Below are 20,150 nucleotides of genomic sequence, written 5' to 3'. Positions count from 1 at the left end.
CTATCTCTTTGATTCAGAGCCGGATTCAGATTTCAGGTCGTTTTTGACCTGAAATCATCCGGCTCTGGTCGCGAGCTTATAGGGGCATTCTATGCCCGACGCTATTCATCACGGCGCCACCCGGTAAAGGCCGAGCGAGAGCTTGTCTCCTGACGAATAGTTGATCCCGTCGATCTCGGTCAGTCGCTTCGCCGACTTGCCCTGGGCGGCCAGCACGTCGGCAAGATGCTGCTCGTCCTTGATCGGCGCCAGCCCAAGCGCGCAGGATGGATCGGTCAGCAGATGCCGCGCCACACCCTCGACGTCGGTCAGCACGGTCTTGGTGCCGACCAGGAAGACCAGGCTGGGCTCCTGGAACTTCGCCGAGGCAAGCACGGTGGTGTCGCAAAGACGGTTGGCCTCGACCGCGGCCTTGATGGCGGGGCTCAGCCAGATCGGCTTCAGCGACGGCGCGATGACGCCGAAGAGCAGGCTGAAGGTGATGCCGGCGCCGACCGCGATCGCGGCAATGCGCGAAAGCGGCACCTGCAATTGCCGCGGGAAGGCAAGATAACCGGTGACCAGAGCGGCGATCGCCGCAGGTATGCTCCACCAGGAGAAGGCCTTGGCCAGATAAAGCGGCGCGCCGACGCAGACCACGGCAAGGCCGATCGCCACCACGGCAAGGCCGAAGGCAGTTGCCCACCACAGCCAAGTCTGCCAGCGCTTCAGCGGCGCATTGGCCTGGTCCGCCGGCAAGGTGAGCAGCCAGCCGATAAGCAGCGCCATGCCCGGATAGGCCGGCATGACATAATGCGGCAGCTTGGTCGGGATCGCCTCGAACACCAGCCAGAACGGAATGTACCAGGCGAGACAGAAGCGCAGGCGCGGATCGTCCCGGAAACGGTTGATCGCCTGCAGGCCGGCGCCGACCGCGATCAGCCCGAAGGGCCACATGAACAGCGAATAGGTCAGCATGTAGAAGCCGGGCGGCAGGCCGTGCGATTCCTCGCCTTGCGCCACCTTGTTCAGCATGTCCTTGCCGACTGCTTCCTGGAAGAAGGCGCCGCCGCTCTTCCAAGTGATGAGGATCAGCCAGGGCAGCACGATCGCGAGCACGATCAGGACGCCGCGCGCCAGCTTCATCTTCAGCAGCCAGCGCCAGTCGCGGTCGAAGGCAAAGAGCGCCGCGGCCGTCAGCAGCGACAAGAGCGGCGAGACAGGCCCCTTGATGAGGATGCCCAACCCCTGCGCAATCCAGAAGATCCACGGCAGATGCCCGGGTACCGGCTCGTTGCGCTTTGCCGCCCAATAGACCTGCGCCAGCGCGCCTTGCGCCATCACGCAGCAGGCGAGCAGCATCGCGTCGGTCTTGGCGTCGCGCCCCTCGAAGGCGGTGGCGAAGATCGCCGCCATCATCAGGCCGGCGGCCAGTCCGGCATTGGCGCCGAAGAGTTTTGTCCCGGTCCAGCCGATCCCGACGACGGCGAGCGCGATGCCCAGCATCGAAACCAGGCGATAGATCCAGATCGGCGCCGCGGCCCCCTCGCCGCTCAGCGCCACGGCCGCCGACTGCAGCCAGTAGATGCCGATCGGCTTCTTGTAGCGCGTGACGTCCTGCAGGCGGATATCGACATAATCGCCCGTCTCGACCATCTGCTTGGTAGCCTGGACGAAGCGGGCTTCGTCGCGATCCACCGGCGGCAGGCTGGCCAGCCCGCTGACGGTCATGACGATGCTGAACAGAAAGAGGAAGAGGTAGTTCCTGTTCATCGCGGGAGCTTTTCCGATCTGAAACTGCGGGATAGCCCCGTCGCGGTGCGCCTGTCTTTGCGCGGCGCTTCATTACGCCAGCGAGGAAGGTGAAGCAAGGACGGCTGCCCCACGCAACCAGGCGCAAAACCGCAAACCACTTTTGCTGATCGCGTGTTTGTTGGTTGAAGCGCGATCGGACGCAAAACCGGAAACCACTTTTGCTGATCGCGCTTGGATGCTAAACGCGCGCCTTCACATAAAGCATGGCCAAGTGCCCGGCGATCTCCAGGAAGAAAAAATGTCCGCCTTCAAATCCGATTTCCTGCGCATCATGAGCGAGCGCGGCTTCATCCACCAGATTTCGGATGAATCCGCCCTCGACCAGCTTTTCGCCAAGGAAACGGTGAGCGCCTATATCGGCTTCGATGCCACCGCGAAGAGCCTGCATGCCGGATCGCTGATCCAGATCATGATGCTGCACTGGCTGCAGCAGACCGGCCATCGGCCGATCGCGCTGATGGGCGGCGGCACCTCGATGATCGGCGATCCGTCCTTCAAGGACGAGGCGCGCAAGCTTTTGACCCCGCAGGACATCGACGACAATCTCGTCGGCATCCGCCGCAATTTCGCGCCTTACCTGAAATTCGGCAGCGGCCCCGGCGATGCGGTCATGGTCAACAACGCCGACTGGCTGATGCAGATCAACTACGTCAACTTCCTGCGCGATGTCGGCCGGCATTTCTCCGTAAACCGCATGCTCGCCTTCGATAGCGTGAAGCTGAGGCTCGACCGCGAGCAGTCGCTGTCCTTCCTCGAATTCAACTACATGATCCTGCAGGCCTACGACTTCGTGGAGCTCTACAAGCGTGTCGGCTGCCGGCTGCAGATGGGTGGTTCGGACCAGTGGGGCAATATCGTCAACGGCATCGACCTCGGCCACCGCATGGAAGGCGTGCAGCTCTTCGCCATGACCACGCCGCTGCTCACGACCTCGTCCGGCGCCAAGATGGGGAAGTCGGCGTCAGGCGCGGTCTGGCTCGATGGCGATATGCTCTCGCCCTACGAGTTCTGGCAATATTGGCGCAACACCGAGGACGCCGATGTCGGTCGCTTCCTGAAGCTCTACACGACCCTACCCTTGGACGAAGTCGCGCGCCTGGAAAAGCTCGGCGGCTCGGAGATCAATGAGGCCAAGAAGATCCTCGCCACCGAGATTACGGCCATGCTGCACGGCCGCGACGCAGCCGAGACCGCAAGCGAGACCGCGCGCAAGACCTTCGAGGAAGGCGCGCTCGCCGACACGCTGCCCAGTGTCGAGGTGGCAAGGTCCGACCTGGAGGCCGGGATCGGCATCCTCGCGCTGTTCGTCACCGCCGGGCTGGCCGGCTCAAACGGCGAGGCACGTCGCCATATCCAGGGCGGCGCCGTGCGCATCAACGACCAGCCGCTGACCGACGACCGGCGCGTCGTCACGCTTCAGGACCTCGGTCCGGAAGGCGTCATGAAGCTCTCGCTCGGCAAGAAGAAGCACGTGCTGGTGCGGCCGACCTGACCGGCCGCACCTTACTGCGCATTTTGGGACGGTTGCTGCCTGTACTCGAAGATCGAGCGGAATATGCCGGGCGCCACAACCGATAGCGGGTTGATGTTGAGCGTCGGCTTGTTGGCGTTGCCGCGCAGCCGGTAGGTGACGCCGATCAGGCCGCGGTCGCGCCCGTTGCCCAGCAGGGGCCCGAACAGCGGCAGTTCGCCGAAGATGCGGTTCAGCCCGTAGACCGGCATGAAGGTGCCGGTCATGTCCATGTTGTTGTTCGGGTCGTAGAGCGTGCCCTGGAAGGTCGTGCCGATGCGCGGGCCGCGCAGCAACCCGTTCGCCAGTTTCAGATAGCCGGAACCCTTGTCGATCTCGGCAAAGCCGCGCTCGAACTGTACCCTGGACGTGTCGATATTGCCCTTGACGGCCTCGTTCAGGCTGCGTGTATCGCCGGCCGGCGTGGTCGACACGATCGAGGCCAGCTTGGGCTCGTTGACGATATAGAAATTACTGGCGTCCACCTGCCCCTTCATCGGCCCGTCGGCGGCGCCAGACAGCGACAGCGTGATCGCGCCGCCTTCCATATGCTCGTAGACGTTGAGGAAACGCAGGATCGCGCCGGCATCGGCCGATTTCACCCTGAGCACGCGGCCGCCTTCGCTGGTCGTGTTGCTGATCGCGATTGCGGCGCCCGAGCTTGCCGCGGCGGTGACGTTGAGCCCGTTCACGCGCGACCCGGCGGCGCTGTACTCGAGCTTGAGGTTGGAAAGCACCTCGTCGTGGAAACCGGTCAGCGCTGCCACATCGGCGCTCACCGAGATCGCGTCGCTGCCGGCGCCCTTGGTGGCGGTATCGACGTCCGAGGTGAACTGCTTGATCAGCGAGCGGGCGTCGAGCGACACGCCGCTGACATCGACGGCGTAGCTCTTGCCGGCGCGCTTCACCGAAACGGCGACGTCGTCGCCTCTGTTCAACGCGACTTTGCTGAAGCGGGCCGCAGACAAAGCGCCATTGACCAGCGTCACATTGCCGTCGATCGAAAAGCTTTTTCCGTCGAGATCGAAGTCCGACAGCGTGGTAGTGCTGCCGGACTTCGCCATGTTGAAAGCAACCTTGGCGGGAATGCCGGCACCCTTGCTCCAGCCCGCCCAGGGAATGTCGAGCCTGGCATTGGTCAGGTCCGCCGAAACCTGCTGGGCGCCCTCGCCGCTCTTGTCGATCGCCACCTTGATCGTGCCCGAGAGCAGGTCCGACAGGCCGGGCATGCTGGCATTGCGCGTCTTGTCGTCGAGGATCAGCGCGACCTTGCGGCTGCGCGCCGGCCCGTCATCTTCAAGCGGCTCGACCAGGTCGAGCTCGGCCGGAATGCCGTTGAGCTTGGCTTCGGCGGAAATCACCGCCTGCTTCGGCCCGACGGTGATCGAGCCATTGGCGTCGGTCACCGTCTGGTCCTCGAAAGGCTTGGCCAAGGACAGACCCTGATAGTCGAGCGAAACCAGCCAATCGAGCTTCGAGGTATCCATGCCCCTGGTCAGCGGAATGTCCGCCCTGACGTGACCCGTGACGGCGCCGGAGAGGTCCTCGGGTGCCAGTCCGACATGGCGCATGGCATTGATCGGCTCGTAGGAAGCCAGCTCGGCGATCGCCGGCGCCTCGCCCGCAACGTCGATGTCGAGCCCACCGACCACAATCGGCAGGTTCGCGTTCTTGATCGTCAGCGTGCCGCCGCTTGCCGCCACGGTGCGGCCGCTCGGCATATAGACGCTGCCCGAGGAGAGCGCGATGTCGACATCGTTGCCGTGGAACGCAACGGCGCCGACGGCGTCGCGGATCGGCGGGATGCGCCCGGCGGTATCGAAACGCGATCCTTCGATCTGGAAACGGCCGAACACTTCGTCGCCGTTAAGCGGCACGCCGTTGCCCAGACGCCCCGGAACGATCTGGAACTGCAGGTTGGCGTCGGTCACCGTGCCGCCGAATAGATTTCCCAGCACCCAAAGCCGCGCGTTGCGGGCCGAGAACCACGGCCACAATTGCTTGACATGCGAGACCGGCATGTCGTGAACGTTGAGCGACAGCGATACTCCCGGCGGGCCGTTGTCGATGAAGGCGACCGTGGCGGCGCCCAGCACCTCGCCCGGTCCGCCGGAGCGCACGCCGATCTGCTCGGCGACGAGCTTGCGGCTCTTCGGCTGGTAGACCCCGGCGATACGGGCCAGGAACTGAAGCGCCGGTTCCGGCGATTCCGAAGGCGCCAGCGTCGAGCCGTCGCTGGTGAGGTCATAGCGGTAGGCCGGCTCCTCTCCCGCTGTTGCCGGCTTCGGCCCGATCGATCCGGCAAAGTCGAAGCTGGAGCGCCCGCTCCTGATCAGCAGCCGGTCGATCGAGATCTTGTTCGACCCGGCCACCAGCGTGGCATCGGCATCGACATCGGTCGGCAGCAGCCCGCGTTCGTCCAGGTCGAGCACCGAACCGGCGAGCGACAGCGAAGCCGCCAGGCGCGACGGGTTGTCGCCCGACGCTTCCGAGCCCGAAAGCTTCAACGCGATCGAACCCAGTTTGGCGCCATCGGCCGCCGGAGCGGTCCCGGTCGAACTGTCCTCGCCGGAGGGGCCGGCTATCTCGAGGTTGGCATCCAGCGACGAAATGCGCCTTGCCGTCGCATCGCGCGTCGCCGAGGCGGTCAAAGTCGCGTGCCTGCCGTCGACATCGGCATCGTAAGAAAGCTGGATGCTTCCCGTACCGGTCTGCGCGACTGTCGCCGAGGCGACGGTCACGCGCTTGACCAGCCCGGTGTCCGGCAGTTCGAACTCGACATTGCGCAGATCGATCTGGCGCATCGAGTCCTCGCGCACGGCATCCAGCGCGTCGTTGACGCCTGAAAACACCGCCGCCGACACTTTCTCCGGGTCGACAAGGCCGTCCTCGTTGCGCAGCGCCGCCGTCCAGTCGCCGCCGCCGGAGGGCATGGCGGCCACCACGATGTGGGCGTTGGAAAATCTGGCGCTGGTCAGCCGGACATCGCCGGAAAGCAGCGGCAGCAGGCGCATGCCGAAACGCACGCGCCCGATATCGGCCATCGGTTTGCCGTCGGCCGTCTTCAGGCCGACATCGCTCACCTGCAGGGCGACGAAGCTCGACCCGTCGAGCGTCAGTCGCGCCGCGCCGACAGTGACGTTGACATCGACGCCGGCCAGCTTCTCGATGGCTGTCTCGGCCTCGGCCCGAAGTCGTTCCGTGCCGATGCCCGAGGCGCCGAGGACGTAGACGCCCGCCGCCGCCAGAAGCACGAACGCGCAAAGCCCGGCAAACACGCGACCGAGAATATGGAAGCGCCGACGCACCGCCGCGCGGCCAAGCGGCGGCACGCTGCACGCGGACGGAAGTGCTGCCAGGTCGGTGATCTCGTCACGCCTGAACCTGATCTTCTCGTGCTGCGGTTCTTCCTGATCCAAGCAATATTCCGTTGTGACGAACTCGTCGTGGACGAATCCCCGCTTCACGTTATATCGATGATTTCCCGCGCGTAACCGCAAACAAGGACATCGATATGGCTGATCTCGAAGTGGGCGACGCAGCACCCCAATTCGATCTTCCGCGTGACGGCGGGGACTCCCTCAGTCTCGCTGCGTTCCGGGGCAAGCCCGTTGTACTCTACTTCTATCCGCAGGACGACACCACAGGTTGCACCAACGAGGCGATCGGCTTCTCGCAGTTGAAGCCGGAGTTCGAGAAGGCCGGTGCCGCGGTCATTGGGCTATCGCCCGATAGCGTCAAGAAACATGACAAATTCAAGGCGAAGTACGATCTCACCGTCGACCTCGTCGCCGATGAGGAGCGCAAGGTGATCGAGGCCTATCATTTGTGGGTCGAGAAGACGATGTACGGGCGCAAATACATGGGTGTCGAGCGCGCCACCTTCCTGATAGGCAAGGACGGCCGCATCGTCCGCATCTGGCGCCAGGTTCGCGTCAAAGGCCATGCCGAAGCGGTACTCGAGGCCGTGCGCGCACTCTGAGCGTCGCCAAAGCCCACCAAAGCAATCGACAATTATGGTCGTTACTCGTCAGGTGCCTCGGCCTTCGGCTGCCGCCGCGTCCTCCAGGATTTCGAAACATGGCTCACTTGATCGGCCAGCGCGGCAAGATTGCCACGCAAGCCGCGCGCACCCATCATGGACGACAGCGTGACTGATTGCGTGGCGAAGCGCCGCTTGAAATCCTCGCCGCCGCAGAGAAAATCAATCGTGGCAAGGCCACGGTCGAACGACCATTGGATATAGTCCATCATCAGCACCATACCCGGCGAGGCGCGCTCGTATTCGGGATCATAGGTGGTGACGAAAGCCATCATCGTGCCTTGCTGCTCGAAATTGATCGAGACAGCGACGATCGTGTCGTCAAGCTCCAGCACGAAGATGCGCAACAGCCCGAGGTCGGCCAGCACCGAAATAAGCGCGGCGAGAACCGGCGAGCCCTTATCGAACAGATCCGAGGCACGACCATGGCGAGCGAGCCAGAGGCGCTTCAACGTCGCGACGCGCTCGAGCACCGGCTCGCGCGGATCCTCCGCATCCAGCAGCCGGAAACGCAATGCACCGCTTTCTTCCATGAGCTTGCGGCCACGGCGATAGTTCTGCCGGCCCTTCTTGGACAACGTCTCGAACCATTCCGGCCCACGCTGCCAGGAGCCAGCGACACGATAGCTGATTTCAGTGCGGTGATTGGGCCGGAGCGCCTTGCCATGAGCCGGTTCCAGCAGGGCATGAACACCGGCATCCGGTAGCAGACGGTTGAGATAGATCAGGTCGAAGCCACCCTGGTCGAAAACATACTGCCAAAGGCGGGAGATCGCCCGCGGGTCGCTGTCAGGTGCAACCAGCGCGTCGCCATAGTCACTGTGATCCTTCGCCGCCCATTCGAGTATGCGGATGCCGGAACGCCTGAAGGTCGCGAGCGCTATCACGCCATCGAGCCGGTCGCCGTTCCAGGCAAGCCCGATCCTGAGCGCGCGCCGCTCCTGCTGCGGGGTGGTGCGCCACCAGGCCGCGATCCAGTCCGGGTGCTGGAAGACAAGCCCGCCAGCCCGCTGCCAGAGCGCGCTCCAGGCCGGTGCGATCTCGGCCAGGCGCACCGCCGATGTCACGACTTCGAAGGTGCGTGTCCGCGGGACTGCGAGCACAACGGGAGCGTTCATGGCCGTGTCCCCTCCGAGGATCGCGAGGTGCGTGACTGTGGCTTTCCGGGCTGGATGCGCCTGGCGATATGCCCCCACATCCGCTTCAGCGGCATGACATAAAGGCCTGCGAGCGACTGATAGTCGCGCACATCGCGGTCGACCAGCCCGAACTTGAAGTCCTCGTCGGGCCTCGGCACACACAATGTTCCGAAGAGCCGGTCCCAGAACGAGAAGAGCAGTCCGAAGTTCTTGTCGTAGTGGCGCGGATCGACGCTGTGATGCAACTGATGCCAGTGAGGACACAGGATCAAATTGTTGAGCGGGCCGAACGAGATCTTGAAATGCGTGTGCCTGACGAAATCCATCATCAGGATGTTACGCATGACATAGACGTTGACGCCAAAAACGGTCAGTTCGACAAGGTTCAGCGAAATCAGCGACCAGATGCCGAAGCAGAGCCCCACGATGATGCCGTCCCATGCTCGGTTCATCAACTCGTCGAGCGGATGGACCCGGTCCTTGGTGATTCCGACCATCACCTCGGCCGAGTGATGCACCTTGTGCAGTTCCCAAAGCAGCGGATAGCGATGCTGGGCGACGTGATAGAGATAATAGGAAATGTCGTAGGCGAGGAGCATGCTGACGGTGAAGATCAGAACCGTCACCGGCCCTGCCGGCCCCTCGATCAGAGGCGGCTGGAAGTGGAACAGTGTCGAAAACAGCCAGTTGGTCCCGTACCCCACCGCCGTGACGAAGACGATTCCAGCGGGCAGCATCAGGAAAGGCATCAGGGCCTTCTTCGTGACCCAGAACATGAGGTCGGCCTTCGCGGAGGGATGGGTGATGACCTCGTGCGGGATGGCGAACTCGAAAAACTCCCTCCAGCTCTTCTCCTCGACCGTGCGCCAATAGGCCACAAGCGCGCTGACAAAGGCAGTCAGCAGCAAAAGTCCGGTCGCCAGCAGACTGGTGCCCGAAATCTTGTCGAGGATCTTGCCAACCAGGTCGTCCAGCATTCCTACCGTCACGGTGATTCCCAAATACCAACACGCCTTTACTCGAAAAGCGTCAACTAAACACAATCGAAGACAGTTAAGAAATCCGAGCCTTGCTCTGTGAGCTACAGGCTGCTCCTGGCAGAACATTGGTGTTCATCGTCAACGATTTCGCGGCATGGCGTCCGCGTCCTGAGATTTTCGCGCAACCTCTTGCCCGTGTTGCGTGCATTCGGCGCCGCGCAATCGACACGGCAAGCCTTTGTTAACCCTAATAATGTGTAATCAAGCTGTCGTGGTGTCGTAAATGAAAGCTTGGTCCCGTGAACGCAACCGGTCAGTCAGCGATCTTCGGCAAGCGTAAGGAACCGCATACGGTCATCATCGCCCGGGGCAACGAGATAAGGCATTTCACCATCCGCCCATGGCTCGCGGCCTTCATCGGCTCGGCTCTGGCGGCGATCGCCATCGGCTATTTGCTCGCGACGTCCTACCTCGTGCTGCGCGACGACCTGATCGGCGCCACGACGGCGAGGCAGGCGCGCATGCAGCAGGCCTATGAGGACCGCATCTCGGCTCTTCGTGCCCAGGTGGACCGCATCACCAGCCGCCAGCTTCTCGACCAGCAGCTGATGGAAACCAAGGTCAGCGAGCTGCTGGCCAGGCAGACCCAGCTCAGCGAGCGCCATGGACGGCTAGGGCCGATCCTCGAGCGCGCCGAGAACGAAGTCGGCGACGCGCCGGCGGCAGGCGCGGCGACGCCCAAGCCCGACGAGCACGCGGAGGTCACCGGCAGCCTGTCGCAGGCGCCGACCTACTCCGTCGCATCGTTGAGCACCGGCGACACAAGACCCTTCTCGTTGTGGTCGACAAGGTCCGATCCGCTAGACGGCGAAACGGCCGCCGACCGCGCCGACAAGCTGTTCGTCTCGATCAATGCGTCGCTGAAGGCCATCGAGAACCAGCAGCTTACGCGCATCACCATGCTTGCCGACAACGCCTACAAGAATGCCGATGCCATCGCCCAGGCGCTGGAAGCGGCAGGCCTGCCGGTCGACAGCGAGCTCGACAAGAGCGATGTCGGCGGCCCGCTGGTTCCGCTTGATCCCTCGATGGTTTTCGACAGCAAGGTCAAGGAACTGGACGAGGCGCTCGACGCGCTCGACGGGGTCAAGAAGGAAGCGCGCAAGCTGCCGCTCGCCAACCCTGCTCCCGGCCATACGGTGACCAGCCCGTTTGGTGTGCGCACCGATCCGATCCTGGGCAGCGCCGCCTTGCATACGGGAATGGATTTCAGGGCGCCGATCGGCATGCCGGCCAAGGTCACGGCCGCCGGCACCGTCACCAGGGCCGGCTGGGCCGGCGGTTACGGCCGCATGGTCGAGGTCGACCACGGCAACGGCTTTGCCACGCGCTACGGGCATTTGAGCGAGATCGATGTCGCCGTCGGCCAGAAGCTCGCCGCCGGCGATGTCATCGGCAAGACCGGCAGCAGCGGCCGCTCGACCGGCCCGCATCTTCACTACGAAGTGCGCCACGATGGCGAGGCGGTCGACCCGCTGCGCTTCCTGACCGTCGGCAAGAAGGTCGCGCAGTACCTCTGACCGGTGGCAGCTCGGAGGTAGGCGCTTGCCGCGTCCCTACGACGCGCCAGGACCTTCCTGCCCGGCCAGGAACATCGTTGCCGCCGAAACCAGGGTAAGCGCGCCGTTTTTGAGGGCAGCCTCGTCGACCCGGAACCTGGCGTGGTGAAGCGGATAGACCGATCCCACCTCTTCGTTGCGGATGCCGAGCCGGAAATACACCGACGGACGTTTCTCGCTGTAATAGGCGAAGTCGTCGGCAATGCTCCAGCCAGGCATGTTCAAGGCATTGTCCGCGCCAATGCTGGCCTTGGCGCCGGCGATGATCAGTTCGGTCATCTCGGCATCGTTGACGACGCCGGGTTCGCCTCGATGCAGGTCGACCTGCACACTGGCGCCGTGGCTGGACGCCACGCCTTCGAGCACCTCGCGAAGCCGGCGCCAGGCACGCTCGCGGGTGGAATCGTTGCCGCTGCGGATGGTGCCTTTGAACGCGACCTTGCCGGCGGTCACGTTGTAGGCATTGCCGCCATTGATGGCGGTCACCGAAATGACCAGCGGATCGTAAGGATCGGTCTCGCGCGAAACGATCTTCTGCAGCTCGCTCACCATGGCGCAGGCCACGGCCAGCGCGTCGACGCCTTCATAGGGTTTTGCCGCATGCGCGGCCGAACCGGTGACCAGCACATCGAACGTGTCGCATGCCAAAGTGTAGGGACCGGAACCGACGGCGACCTTGCCGGACGGCGTATACGGATCGACATGGACGCAGATCGCCGCATCGACGTCGTCGAGAAGCCCCTCCTCCACCACCCGTTTGCCGCCTGACGGCTCGTCCTCTTCGGCCGGCTGGAAGATCAGGCGGACGGTTCCGCCGAAACTGTCGCGCGAGCGATTGAGATGCGCGGCCACCGCGAAGCCCATCGCGGCATGGGCGTCGTGGCCGCAGGCATGCATCACGCCCGGATTTTCCGATGCGAAGTCGACGCCGGACTCCTCTTCGATCGGCAAGGCGTCGATATCGGCCCGGATAGCCACCTTGCGGTTCGAAGGCCGGCCGGTGCCGACGATGTCGACCGCGAGCCCGTAGCCGGCAACGTCGCGAATCTCGGCGATCCCTTCCCTTCCGAGCATCTCGCGCAAATAACGCTGCGTGCCCACCTCCCGGTTCGAAAGCTCCGGATGGCGGTGCAGATGGCGGCGGATCTCGATCATCCGATCGAGAATTCCGGCATCGATGTCGGGCGCGGTATCGCTTGCTGAAGACGGCAGGTCAGGCTTTGACATGGATGTCCCGCGGGAACTTCGTCAGCGTCTCGTTGCCGGTGTCGGTTACCAGGATGGTCTCGCTGACCTCGATGCCCCAGCCGTCCATCCACATGCCCAGGATGGAATGGACGACATTGCCGGGTTGCAGCACCGTCTTGTCGCCGGGCCGCAGGCTGATCGTGTGCTCACCCCAATCCGGCGGATAGGCAACGCCGATGGAGTAGCCGATGCGCGATTCCTTCTTCAGCCCGTGACGCTCTATGACCTTGCGCCAGGCCGCTTCGACCGCCTCGGCCGTCGTGCCCGGCCGTACGGTGTCGAGCACCGCATCCATGCCCTCGATCACCGCCTTTGCCGTGTCGGCGACGACCGCTGGCGTCTTGCCGAGCTGCATCGTCCTGGCGAGCCCGGCGGCATAGCGGCGGCAGACGCCGGCAAGCTCGAGCGCGATGGTTTCGTCCTTTCCGAACCGCCGGTCGCTCCACATGATGTGCGGCGCGGATGCGTTCTCACCGCCGAGAATCGTCGGCGGCAGCGCCGTGATGTCGCCGGCAAAATCCGGGCTGCCGGCGATCTGCGCCGCCTGGATGGCGGCGATCGCGTCGCACTCCCGCACACCCGGCGCAATGACTTCGTAGGCCCGCGCGACTGCCGCCTCGGCCAGCCTCGACGCCTTGCGAAGATAGGCGATTTCTGGCGCCGACTTGACCGCGCGGATCCAGTTCACGACCAGATCGGCGTCGTGCCATTTCGCATTGGGCAGCCCGGCGACGAGCCGCGCATGCGCCTTCGGCGAGAAATAATAGGCTTCTAGCTCGATGCCGATATGGCGATTGCCCCAGCCCTTGGCGGCGATCCAGGCCGCGATCCAGTCCATGGGATGACGGTCGGCGCGCTGGACGTGATCCTCCGGGAATCCGACGACGTTTTCCGGCTTCATCCAGGCCGTCAGCAGCCCGCCGGCGGCATCCATGGCGCGCCCTATCCAGACCGGCTCGATATCCTCGATAGGAACAAGCACCACCTGGGGCGTGTAGAACGACCAGCCATCATAGCCGGTGATGTAATGCTGATTGGCGACGTCGTTGACGATCAGGAGTTCTATGCCGCGCCTGGCCATTTCGTCGCGAATTTTTCCGAGCCGCCGCTGATACTCTTCGCGGGCAAAAGGCAGTTCAATCATCTTTCCTCCTCACCGGACCGATCTGATCGAGGACGAGCCGCAGCTTTCCCCTTCCACCCACCATCGCGGCGGTTTTGATGGTCGGCAATCGGCCAGGGCAACGCATAGGCAGGGCCTAGCCCGATAAGCCCGCCTTCTCCGCCGACATGGGAGCTGCCCTATCTTGAACGAGCCGATGACGTGGTCGCCGAACAGGAGAGCGATTGACTCGAAATAAGTTGTAGGATGATATGTATCACCCGATATCCAGACATCAACGTTCATGACCGTTCAACGCCTCTCGCCGGAAATCCTCAGCGCCATGGAAGGCGCCGTCGGACAGAACGGCATTGCCGTCGAACCGGCCGGGATGGCCAAATATCTGGGCGACTGGGCTGGCGACTATCGCGGCGGTGCTCTTACCGTGCTGCGGCCCGCCTCGGTCGGCGAGGTTCAGGCCGTGATGCGGCTTTGCGGCGAGCTTGGACTCGGTGTGATCCCGCAGGGCGGCAACACTGGATTGGTCTCAGGCGCGATCGACAGCAAAGGCAGGGGCCTGGTTGTCGTCAGCCTCGAGCGGCTAAACACCATCCGGCAGATCGATACGGACAACTTCACGCTGCAGGCCGATGCCGGCTGCGTGCTGCAGACGATCAAGGACGTGTGCGAGGCACAGGATTGCCTGTTCCCGCTGGCGCTCGGCGCGCAAGGCAGCTGCCAGATCGGCGGCAATGCGGCCACCAATGCCGGCGGCGTCAACGTGCTGCGCTATGGCATGGCGCGCGACCTGATCCTCGGGCTGGAGGTCGTGCTGGCGGATGGCGAGCTGTGGAACGGCTTCTCCGGCCTGCGCAAGAACAACACCGGCTATGACCTGAAGCAGCTTTTCATCGGCTCGGAAGGCACGCTGGGCATTATCACCGGCGTCGAGGTCAAGCTGTTTCCGAAGCCGGCCAGGACAGAGACGGCCTATCTCGGACTGGCCTCGTTCGAGGCAGCCATCGCGCTGTTCAACCAGGCGCGCCGCGACTGTTCGGACCTGATCTCCGCTTTCGAGATCATCGGCTCGGAATGCATCGAGCTTGCCCGGCTGATCGACCCAGCAACGAGAGAGCCGGTCTCGGCGCCCGTCCAGGTGCTGATCGAATTGTCGTCCAGCGCCGCCATCGACCTCAGCGGCTTGCTTGCCGGCTTCCTCGGCGATGCCATGGAAAATGGCCTGGTGACTGACGCTGTCCTCGCCGCGAGTAGCGTGCAGGCCAGGAGTTTTTGGGCAATCCGCGAGGGCCTTGTCGAAGGCCAGGCCAAGCGCGGCTATCATGTGCGCACCGATCTGTCGGTCAAGATTTCCGATATCCCTGCCCTGATCGAGCGCGCCCGCCGCTTCGTCGCGAAGGAGCATCCCGGCTGGATTCCCCTCGCCTACGGCCACGCCGGCGACGGCAACGTCCATTTCAACGTGCTGCCGCCGCTCGAACTGGCCATGCAAGAGGCTCGTGCGCGGGGCGTTGAGGTTGTCGCTGGGCTCTATGAGATCGCCGTCGGCCTCGGCGGCTCGATCAGCGCGGAGCACGGCATCGGCCGCAGCCGGCGAAAGGAATTCTGGGCCGGGCTTTCACCGACGCATCGCCGCATGGTCGCGGCGCTGAAAAGCGCCCTCGACCCCAAGGGCCTGATGAATCCCGGCTGTCTGTTGCCCGCGACGGAGACTTTCCCATGAAGCAGAGACTGGCCGCCATCGGCACCGTCGAGACGCTGCCGCACCGGGTCGCCACCTTCCTCAGCCGCGAGATCGAATCCGGCGAACTGAACCCCGGCGCGCGGCTGCCGACCGAGCAGGAGCTGTCGGAAAAATTCGGCGTCAGCCGCAACGTCGTGCGCGAGGCGATCGCCCAGCTCAGGGCCGACGGCCTGATCGAGGCCCGCCAAGGCATCGGCGCCTTTGTGCTGGCGCCCGAGCAGCGCGCCGCGATCCGCATCGACCGCGAGGCGCTCAAGGACACGCAAAACATGGAGCGGCTGTTCGAGCTGCGCTGCATCCTCGAGGCCGAGTCGGCGGCACTCGCCGCGGCGCGGCGCAGCAAAGAGCATCTCGATTCGATCAAGGCGGCGCTCGACCGCATGGGCGGTGAGGAGCGTTGGGAAGAAGGCAGCATCGACGCCGACCTTCTGTTCCATCGCGAGATCGCGCGCGCCACCGGCAACAGCTACATCCACACCTTCATATCGTTCGTCTGCGAACAGATCCGGCACTCGATCCACTACGCGCGCATGACCAACCCGCTGCACGACCTCGTCGAGATCAATGTCGGCGAGCATGTGCGCATCTATGACGCGCTGGTGGCGGGCGATCCGGCTGCGGCGGAGGCGGCAATGCGGGCGCACATCGTCGGCGCTGCCAACCGCGTCGGCGTCAGGCTGCCGCTCTCGAAAGCCAACGGAGCGAAATAACATGCCGGCAAGCATCACCCGCATCTCCGATATCTGCCTGCTGGTGGAAAATATCGACAGGACGGTCGAATTTTATGTCGACAAGCTCGGCTTCCGCCTGCGCCGCCGCGCCGAAGGCTTTGCCGATTTCCATGGCGAGGGCGTGACGCTCGCCGCCTGGGAACTCGACCACATCAACCGGCACACCGGCGTCTCCAACCTGAAGTCGCCGCGCCATGCGCACAAGGTCTGCGTCGCCGTGCAGCTCGACACGCCGACCGACATCGACCGCATGCATGCCGAGCTCAGCGCCAAGGGCGTGCCCTTCTACGGGCCGCCCGAAAACTACATCTGGAATGCGCGCTGCGCCTATTTCACCGACCCGGACGACACGCTCTGGGAACTTTACGCCTGGCTCGACGGCGGCCCCGGCGACTACCACGACGAACAGCCGTAGACGACGCCGCGCTGAAGGGAGCGGCGCCTGAAGAAGAGACGAGAAAGTCTGCAACAGGAGCGAAAAATGAATGGGAACAGGGACTTCGAATTGAACCGCCGTACTTTCGTCAAAGGCGGCATGGCCGCCGTGGCCGCCGCGTCCGCCGGCATGCAGCTGGTGTTGACCCCGGGCGCGAAGGCTGCCGGCAAGGTCTTAATCCAGTATGACTGGCTGATGTCCAACGGCCAGATCGGCGACATCGCGGCTGTCGCCAACGGCTATTTCAAGGATGCCGGGCTGGAGGTCGAGTTCAGCCCCGGAGGCCCCAACGCTTCGACCGTGCCGCCGGTCATTTCGGGGGCCGCGCAGCTTGGGCAGTTTTCGGAAACGCCGCAGCTCTATTCGGCCCGCGCCAGCGGCGTGCCGATCAAGATCATCGCCTGCGGCTTCCGCACCGGCCCTTACGCGCTGACCTCGAAGCCGGCCAAGCCGATCCGCGGCGTGGCCGATCTCAAGGGCAAGAAGATCGGCATCCAGCCGACCGCGCGCTTCGTCATCGATGAAATCCTGGCCAAGAACGGCATCGACCCGTCGGAGGTCACCATCGTTAATGTCGGCTTCGACAAGGCACCCTTGGTGCGCGGCGATGTCGACGCCATTGGCGGCTGGATCACCAACACGCAGGCGCTGAGCGTCGTCGGCGACGACCGCGTCGACCTCCTGACGCGTGACCTAGGGCTGAGCTCCTATGCCGACGTCTATTTCGCCACCGATGCTGCGATCGAGAAGGATCCGGACACGCTGGCGAAGTTCATCGGCGCCGTCGGCAAGGGCTGGGGCTGGGTGCATGCGAACCCGCAGGAAGCGGTCAAGAAGATGGTCGCCGCCTATCCGGAAATGGATCTCGGCTGGGAGGAAAAGACCGTCAACCTGGTGCTGAAGCTTTCCTTCGATGGCGCGACCGCCAAGGATGGCTGGGGCACGTTCGATCCCGCCTCGATCGAGGAGCAATTGGCGCTGCTCGACAAGGTCGGCCAGTATCCGAACGGACGCCCGGCCGCCAAGGATGTCTACACCACCAAGATCCTCGAGCTCTCGGTCGCCGACCGGCCCAAGCTCGACGCACCGGCGGCCTAAGCATGATCCCAGAAAATGGGAACCGGTCTTTGGAAAAGATCATGCTTCAACAAAGAGTTAGATCGGCATGACGATTCAATCAAATGTCGTGCTGATCTAATGCCGGACGCGATCGAAGCGCGGCAGCTGGATGTCGGCTATGGCGGCCGGCAGGCGGCCGTCAAGGTGCTCGCCGGCCTCGACTTGACCGTCGCGGCCGGCTCCTTCCTGTCGATCCTGGGACCGTCCGGCTGCGGCAAGTCGACCCTGCTCAGGGTGGTGGCGGACCTTCTTGATCCGCTCGGCGGCACGATCAGCGTGCTCGGCGAGACGCCGCACGCGGTGCGCTCGCGCCGCGACGTCGGCTTCGTCTTCCAGGATTCGACGCTCCTGCCCTGGCGCACGGTGCGTGACAATGTGCGCTTGCCGCTCGGCGTCGGCCAGCGCAGCCTCACCCGAAAGATCGAGGACCGCAGCGCCGAACTTCTGGAGCTCATGGGCCTCGGTAGCTTTGGCGAGCGCCTGCCGCATCAGCTTTCCGGCGGCCAGCGCCAGCGTGTCGCCATCGCCCGCGCCTTGCTTGGCGAACCGAAACTGCTGTTGATGGATGAACCCTTCGGGGCACTCGACGAGATCACGCGCGACCGTCTCAACGACGAATTGCTGGCGCTCTGGCGGCGCACCGGCACGACGGTCCTTTTCGTGACCCATTCGATCGCCGAGGCCGCCTATCTCGGCGAGCGCGTCATCGTGCTGGCTGCCAATCCGGGGCGCGTGGTCAAGGACCTCGACATGCGGCCCTTCAAGCAGGGAGGCAATCGCTGCAAGCGCGAGGATCCCGCGATCGTTGCCGCCATGGCCGATCTGCGCACGGCGCTGGAGCGCGCATCGTGAGACCGGCGCCGCTCTCCCCGCAAATGACGATTGCGCTACCGGTTCTCGGCGCGGCTTCGATCCTGGTTGCGTGGCAATACCTCCTGCCGCTGCTCGGCGTGCCGGCCTATATCGTGCCGACGCCGATGGCGATCTTCGGCGTCTTCCAGAAGAACTTTTCGCTCCTCATCGACAATCTCAGGCCAACGCTGATCGAGGCGCTAGCCGGCTTCGTCATCGGCAATCTGGCCGCAGTGCTGCTGGCCGTGCTCTTCGTCCACAGCCGCGTCCTGCAGGCCGCCTATTTTCCGATCGTGCTCTTCTTCAACACCATTCCGATCCTGGCGCTGTCGCCGATCATCATCCTGATCTTCGGTCTCGGCATGACGCCGAAGATCGTCATCGCCGCGGTGATCTGTTTCTTCCCAACGCTGGTGAACATGATCCGCGGCCTCGATTCGGCTAGCGACAACGAGCACGAGCTGTTCCGGGTGCTGTCGGCGACACGCTCGGAGATCTTCTGGAGCCTGCGCCTGCCCCGCGCCCTGCCGATGCTGTTCTCCTCGCTCAGGATTGCCTCGGCCACCGCCGTCATCGGCGCCATCGTCGGCGAATGGATCGGCTCGGACAAAGGGCTCGGCGCGCTGATCATCCAGGCGACCTTCAACTACCAGTCCGACCGGCTTTACGCGGCGATCGTGCTGTCCTCGTCGCTGTCGATCGCGCTGTTCTGCCTCGTCGTCCTGATCGAGCGGCGGGTGATCAAATACTGAGCTGAAAATACTCAGCCGGGCCGTATGCCGGACGGCAACGGCCCTGCGCTCCATGCTCGCACATCGAGTTAACGATAGCTTCCCGACGCGATCAGGCATTCATCGCGCATTTAATCGGTCTGCGGTAGGATATCGGTGTACAACCAAACCGGGAGACAATTCGTGTTAAAAACTTTTCACGTCTCGATCCGAACGACGCTGGCCTTCATGTTCCTGGCCGGCCTGGTCGCCGCGGCGTCCGCCCTTTTCCCCGCCACCGCATCGGCGCAGCAGCTGCGCCGATGCGCCAATGAAGGCGGCACATGCCGCTTGCCCTATCCCACGGAGGTGGTTTACGGCGCACGGGGTCGAACAACCTCGCGGTTTTTCGACCGTCAGTCCGTGCCCTGCTCGAATCGCCTATTTGGCGACCCCGCTCCTGGCCGCGAAAAGGCCTGTTATTTCGTGGCGCGCGGCGGCGGCTATGGCGATGACAACAATTACGGGGGCAAAGACTACGGCTCACGCCCGGACCGCGGCGAATGGGTCGCCTGCGCCAGGGAGGGTGAGTTCTGCGATTTCCGCGGCCGCGCGATGGTCAGATACGGCGCACGTGGCCAATACACGCAGAATGTTTTCAGGAATGGCGTTCGCTGCGGCAACAACGCTTTCGGCGATGATCCCGCTCCAGGCGCCCCCAAGCGCTGCTACGTCAGGCAGTAGCGGCCTGAACCAGCCAAGCCAGGTGGCGGCCCAGCAAGGTCCGCTGCCGCTTACTGCAGCCGGAACACGTGCTAGACGTGTCCCATAACCGAATTTCCAATTGATCCTGTCAAGGAAGAATGGCGCGAGTGACGGGGCTCGAACCCGCGACCTCCGGCGTGACAGGCCGGCACTCTAACCGACTGAGCTACACCCGCGCACTTGACGAGCACGTGTCAGGCGTGTTCGTCGTTGGGCGGTGGATAAGGGGTTCGTTTGCGGGTGTCAAGCGCGGCATTCAAGCATTGTCGTAAGCACATGAGTTGTCCGGGTTAGGTAGCACATGAGTTGTCCGGTTTTATCGCCAGCGCATGGAGGCTGGG

Annotated in this window: 16 protein-coding genes and 1 tRNA gene; 10 read left to right on the top strand and 7 right to left on the bottom strand. The window is 63.9% G+C overall.

Going from position 1 to position 20,150, the window contains the following annotated elements; genetic code table 11:
- Positions 1–108: 108 nt before the first annotated feature.
- Positions 109–1,752, bottom strand: coding sequence for an ArnT family glycosyltransferase (locus LB572_RS33455; protein ID WP_224670799.1), 1,644 nt, complete (start codon positions 1,750–1,752; stop codon positions 109–111).
- 280 nt (positions 1,753–2,032) lie between these two features.
- Here LB572_RS33455 and tyrS point away from each other — a divergent pair, with 280 nt between their 5' ends.
- A complete protein-coding gene (gene tyrS, locus LB572_RS33450) occupies positions 2,033–3,286 on the top strand; it encodes a tyrosine--tRNA ligase (RefSeq protein ID WP_224670798.1) in 1,254 nt (417 codons plus the stop codon).
- An 11-nt stretch (positions 3,287–3,297) separates the two neighbouring features.
- Here tyrS and LB572_RS33445 read toward each other — a convergent pair whose 3' ends face one another.
- Positions 3,298–6,723, bottom strand: a complete 3,426-nt coding sequence (locus tag LB572_RS33445; protein ID WP_224670797.1) for a DUF3971 domain-containing protein — start codon at positions 6,721–6,723, stop codon at positions 3,298–3,300.
- A gap of 95 nt (positions 6,724–6,818) precedes the next feature.
- On the opposite strand from LB572_RS33445, the gene LB572_RS33440 reads away from it, so the two are divergent.
- Positions 6,819–7,286, top strand: a complete 468-nt coding sequence (locus tag LB572_RS33440; RefSeq protein ID WP_140803829.1) for a peroxiredoxin — start codon at positions 6,819–6,821, stop codon at positions 7,284–7,286.
- Between the two features lie 41 nt (positions 7,287–7,327).
- Here LB572_RS33440 and LB572_RS33435 read toward each other — a convergent pair whose 3' ends face one another.
- Positions 7,328–8,464 carry a GNAT family N-acetyltransferase gene (locus LB572_RS33435; protein ID WP_224670796.1) on the bottom strand — a complete coding sequence of 379 codons (1,137 nt, stop codon included), beginning with the start codon at positions 8,462–8,464 and terminating at the stop codon, positions 7,328–7,330.
- A complete protein-coding gene (locus LB572_RS33430) occupies positions 8,461–9,462 on the bottom strand; it encodes a sterol desaturase family protein (RefSeq protein ID WP_224670809.1) in 1,002 nt (333 codons plus the stop codon). Before LB572_RS33430 ends, LB572_RS33435 begins: the two co-directional genes overlap by 4 nt.
- A 302-nt stretch (positions 9,463–9,764) precedes the next feature.
- On the opposite strand from LB572_RS33430, the gene LB572_RS33425 reads away from it, so the two are divergent.
- Positions 9,765–11,045 carry a M23 family metallopeptidase gene (locus LB572_RS33425; RefSeq protein WP_224670795.1) on the top strand — a complete coding sequence of 427 codons (1,281 nt, stop codon included), beginning with the start codon at positions 9,765–9,767 and terminating at the stop codon, positions 11,043–11,045.
- Positions 11,046–11,081: 36 nt separating this feature from the next.
- Here the strand turns inward: LB572_RS33425 and LB572_RS33420 are convergent, their stop codons facing one another.
- Both LB572_RS33420 and LB572_RS33415 read right to left on the bottom strand, forming a co-directional pair.
- Entirely contained in the window at positions 11,082–12,311 is a 1,230-nt protein-coding gene (locus tag LB572_RS33420; protein WP_224670794.1) for a M20 metallopeptidase family protein, read from the bottom strand.
- Positions 12,298–13,476: a M24 family metallopeptidase gene (locus LB572_RS33415; RefSeq protein ID WP_224670793.1), complete on the bottom strand. Its 1,179-nt coding sequence runs from the start codon at positions 13,474–13,476 to the stop codon at positions 12,298–12,300. Before LB572_RS33415 ends, LB572_RS33420 begins: the two co-directional genes overlap by 14 nt.
- Positions 13,477–13,738: 262 nt before the next feature.
- Between LB572_RS33415 and LB572_RS33410 the strand changes: the two genes are divergently transcribed.
- The 7 genes from LB572_RS33410 (at position 13,739) to LB572_RS33380 (ending at position 19,788) form a co-directional block, all read left to right on the top strand.
- Entirely contained in the window at positions 13,739–15,175 is a 1,437-nt protein-coding gene (locus LB572_RS33410) for an FAD-binding oxidoreductase (protein ID WP_224670792.1), read from the top strand.
- Positions 15,172–15,906, top strand: coding sequence for a FadR/GntR family transcriptional regulator (locus LB572_RS33405; RefSeq protein WP_224670791.1), 735 nt, complete (start codon positions 15,172–15,174; stop codon positions 15,904–15,906). The genes LB572_RS33410 and LB572_RS33405 overlap by 4 nt, the downstream gene beginning before the upstream one ends.
- 1 nt (position 15,907) lies before the next feature.
- Positions 15,908–16,342: a VOC family protein gene (locus LB572_RS33400; RefSeq protein WP_224670790.1), complete on the top strand. Its 435-nt coding sequence runs from the start codon at positions 15,908–15,910 to the stop codon at positions 16,340–16,342.
- 66 nt (positions 16,343–16,408) lie between these two features.
- On the top strand, positions 16,409–17,461 hold the full coding sequence (locus LB572_RS33395) for an ABC transporter substrate-binding protein (RefSeq protein ID WP_181179384.1): 1,053 nt from the start codon (positions 16,409–16,411) through the stop codon (positions 17,459–17,461).
- Positions 17,462–17,560: 99 nt separating this feature from the next.
- A complete protein-coding gene (locus LB572_RS33390; protein WP_224670789.1) occupies positions 17,561–18,334 on the top strand; it encodes an ABC transporter ATP-binding protein in 774 nt (257 codons plus the stop codon).
- Entirely contained in the window at positions 18,331–19,086 is a 756-nt protein-coding gene (locus tag LB572_RS33385) for an ABC transporter permease (protein ID WP_224670788.1), read from the top strand. The genes LB572_RS33390 and LB572_RS33385 overlap by 4 nt, the downstream gene beginning before the upstream one ends.
- Positions 19,087–19,221: 135 nt before the next feature.
- Positions 19,222–19,788: a hypothetical protein gene (locus tag LB572_RS33380; RefSeq protein WP_318014100.1), complete on the top strand. Its 567-nt coding sequence runs from the start codon at positions 19,222–19,224 to the stop codon at positions 19,786–19,788.
- Between the two features lie 120 nt (positions 19,789–19,908).
- Here the strand turns inward: LB572_RS33380 and LB572_RS33375 are convergent.
- A tRNA-Asp gene (locus tag LB572_RS33375) sits at positions 19,909–19,985 on the bottom strand.
- Positions 19,986–20,150: the final 165 nt, after the last annotated feature.

The sequence above is a fragment of the Mesorhizobium sp. BH1-1-5 genome, assembly GCF_020165615.1.
Classification (GTDB): domain Bacteria; phylum Pseudomonadota; class Alphaproteobacteria; order Rhizobiales; family Rhizobiaceae; genus Mesorhizobium.
The sequence above is the reverse complement of the archived record's forward strand: the minus strand, read 5'-3'. Positions and strand labels throughout refer to the sequence as shown.

Excerpts from the sequence above, each read along its gene's own strand:
- LB572_RS33455 (WP_224670799.1), bottom strand. The coding sequence starts at position 1,752 with ATGAACAGGAACTACCTCTTCCTCTTTCTGTTCAGCATCGTCATGACC.
- tyrS (WP_224670798.1), top strand. The coding sequence starts at position 2,033 with ATGTCCGCCTTCAAATCCGATTTCCTGCGCATCATGAGCGAGCGCGGC.
- LB572_RS33440 (WP_140803829.1), top strand. The coding sequence starts at position 6,819 with ATGGCTGATCTCGAAGTGGGCGACGCAGCACCCCAATTCGATCTTCCG.
- LB572_RS33435 (WP_224670796.1), bottom strand. The coding sequence starts at position 8,464 with ATGAACGCTCCCGTTGTGCTCGCAGTCCCGCGGACACGCACCTTCGAA.
- LB572_RS33430 (WP_224670809.1), bottom strand. The coding sequence starts at position 9,462 with ATGCTGGACGACCTGGTTGGCAAGATCCTCGACAAGATTTCGGGCACC.
- LB572_RS33420 (WP_224670794.1), bottom strand. The coding sequence starts at position 12,311 with ATGTCAAAGCCTGACCTGCCGTCTTCAGCAAGCGATACCGCGCCCGAC.
- LB572_RS33415 (WP_224670793.1), bottom strand. The coding sequence starts at position 13,476 with ATGATTGAACTGCCTTTTGCCCGCGAAGAGTATCAGCGGCGGCTCGGA.
- LB572_RS33410 (WP_224670792.1), top strand. The coding sequence starts at position 13,739 with ATGACCGTTCAACGCCTCTCGCCGGAAATCCTCAGCGCCATGGAAGGC.
- LB572_RS33405 (WP_224670791.1), top strand. The coding sequence starts at position 15,172 with ATGAAGCAGAGACTGGCCGCCATCGGCACCGTCGAGACGCTGCCGCAC.
- LB572_RS33400 (WP_224670790.1), top strand. The coding sequence starts at position 15,908 with ATGCCGGCAAGCATCACCCGCATCTCCGATATCTGCCTGCTGGTGGAA.
- LB572_RS33395 (WP_181179384.1), top strand. The coding sequence starts at position 16,409 with ATGAATGGGAACAGGGACTTCGAATTGAACCGCCGTACTTTCGTCAAA.
- LB572_RS33390 (WP_224670789.1), top strand. The coding sequence starts at position 17,561 with ATGCCGGACGCGATCGAAGCGCGGCAGCTGGATGTCGGCTATGGCGGC.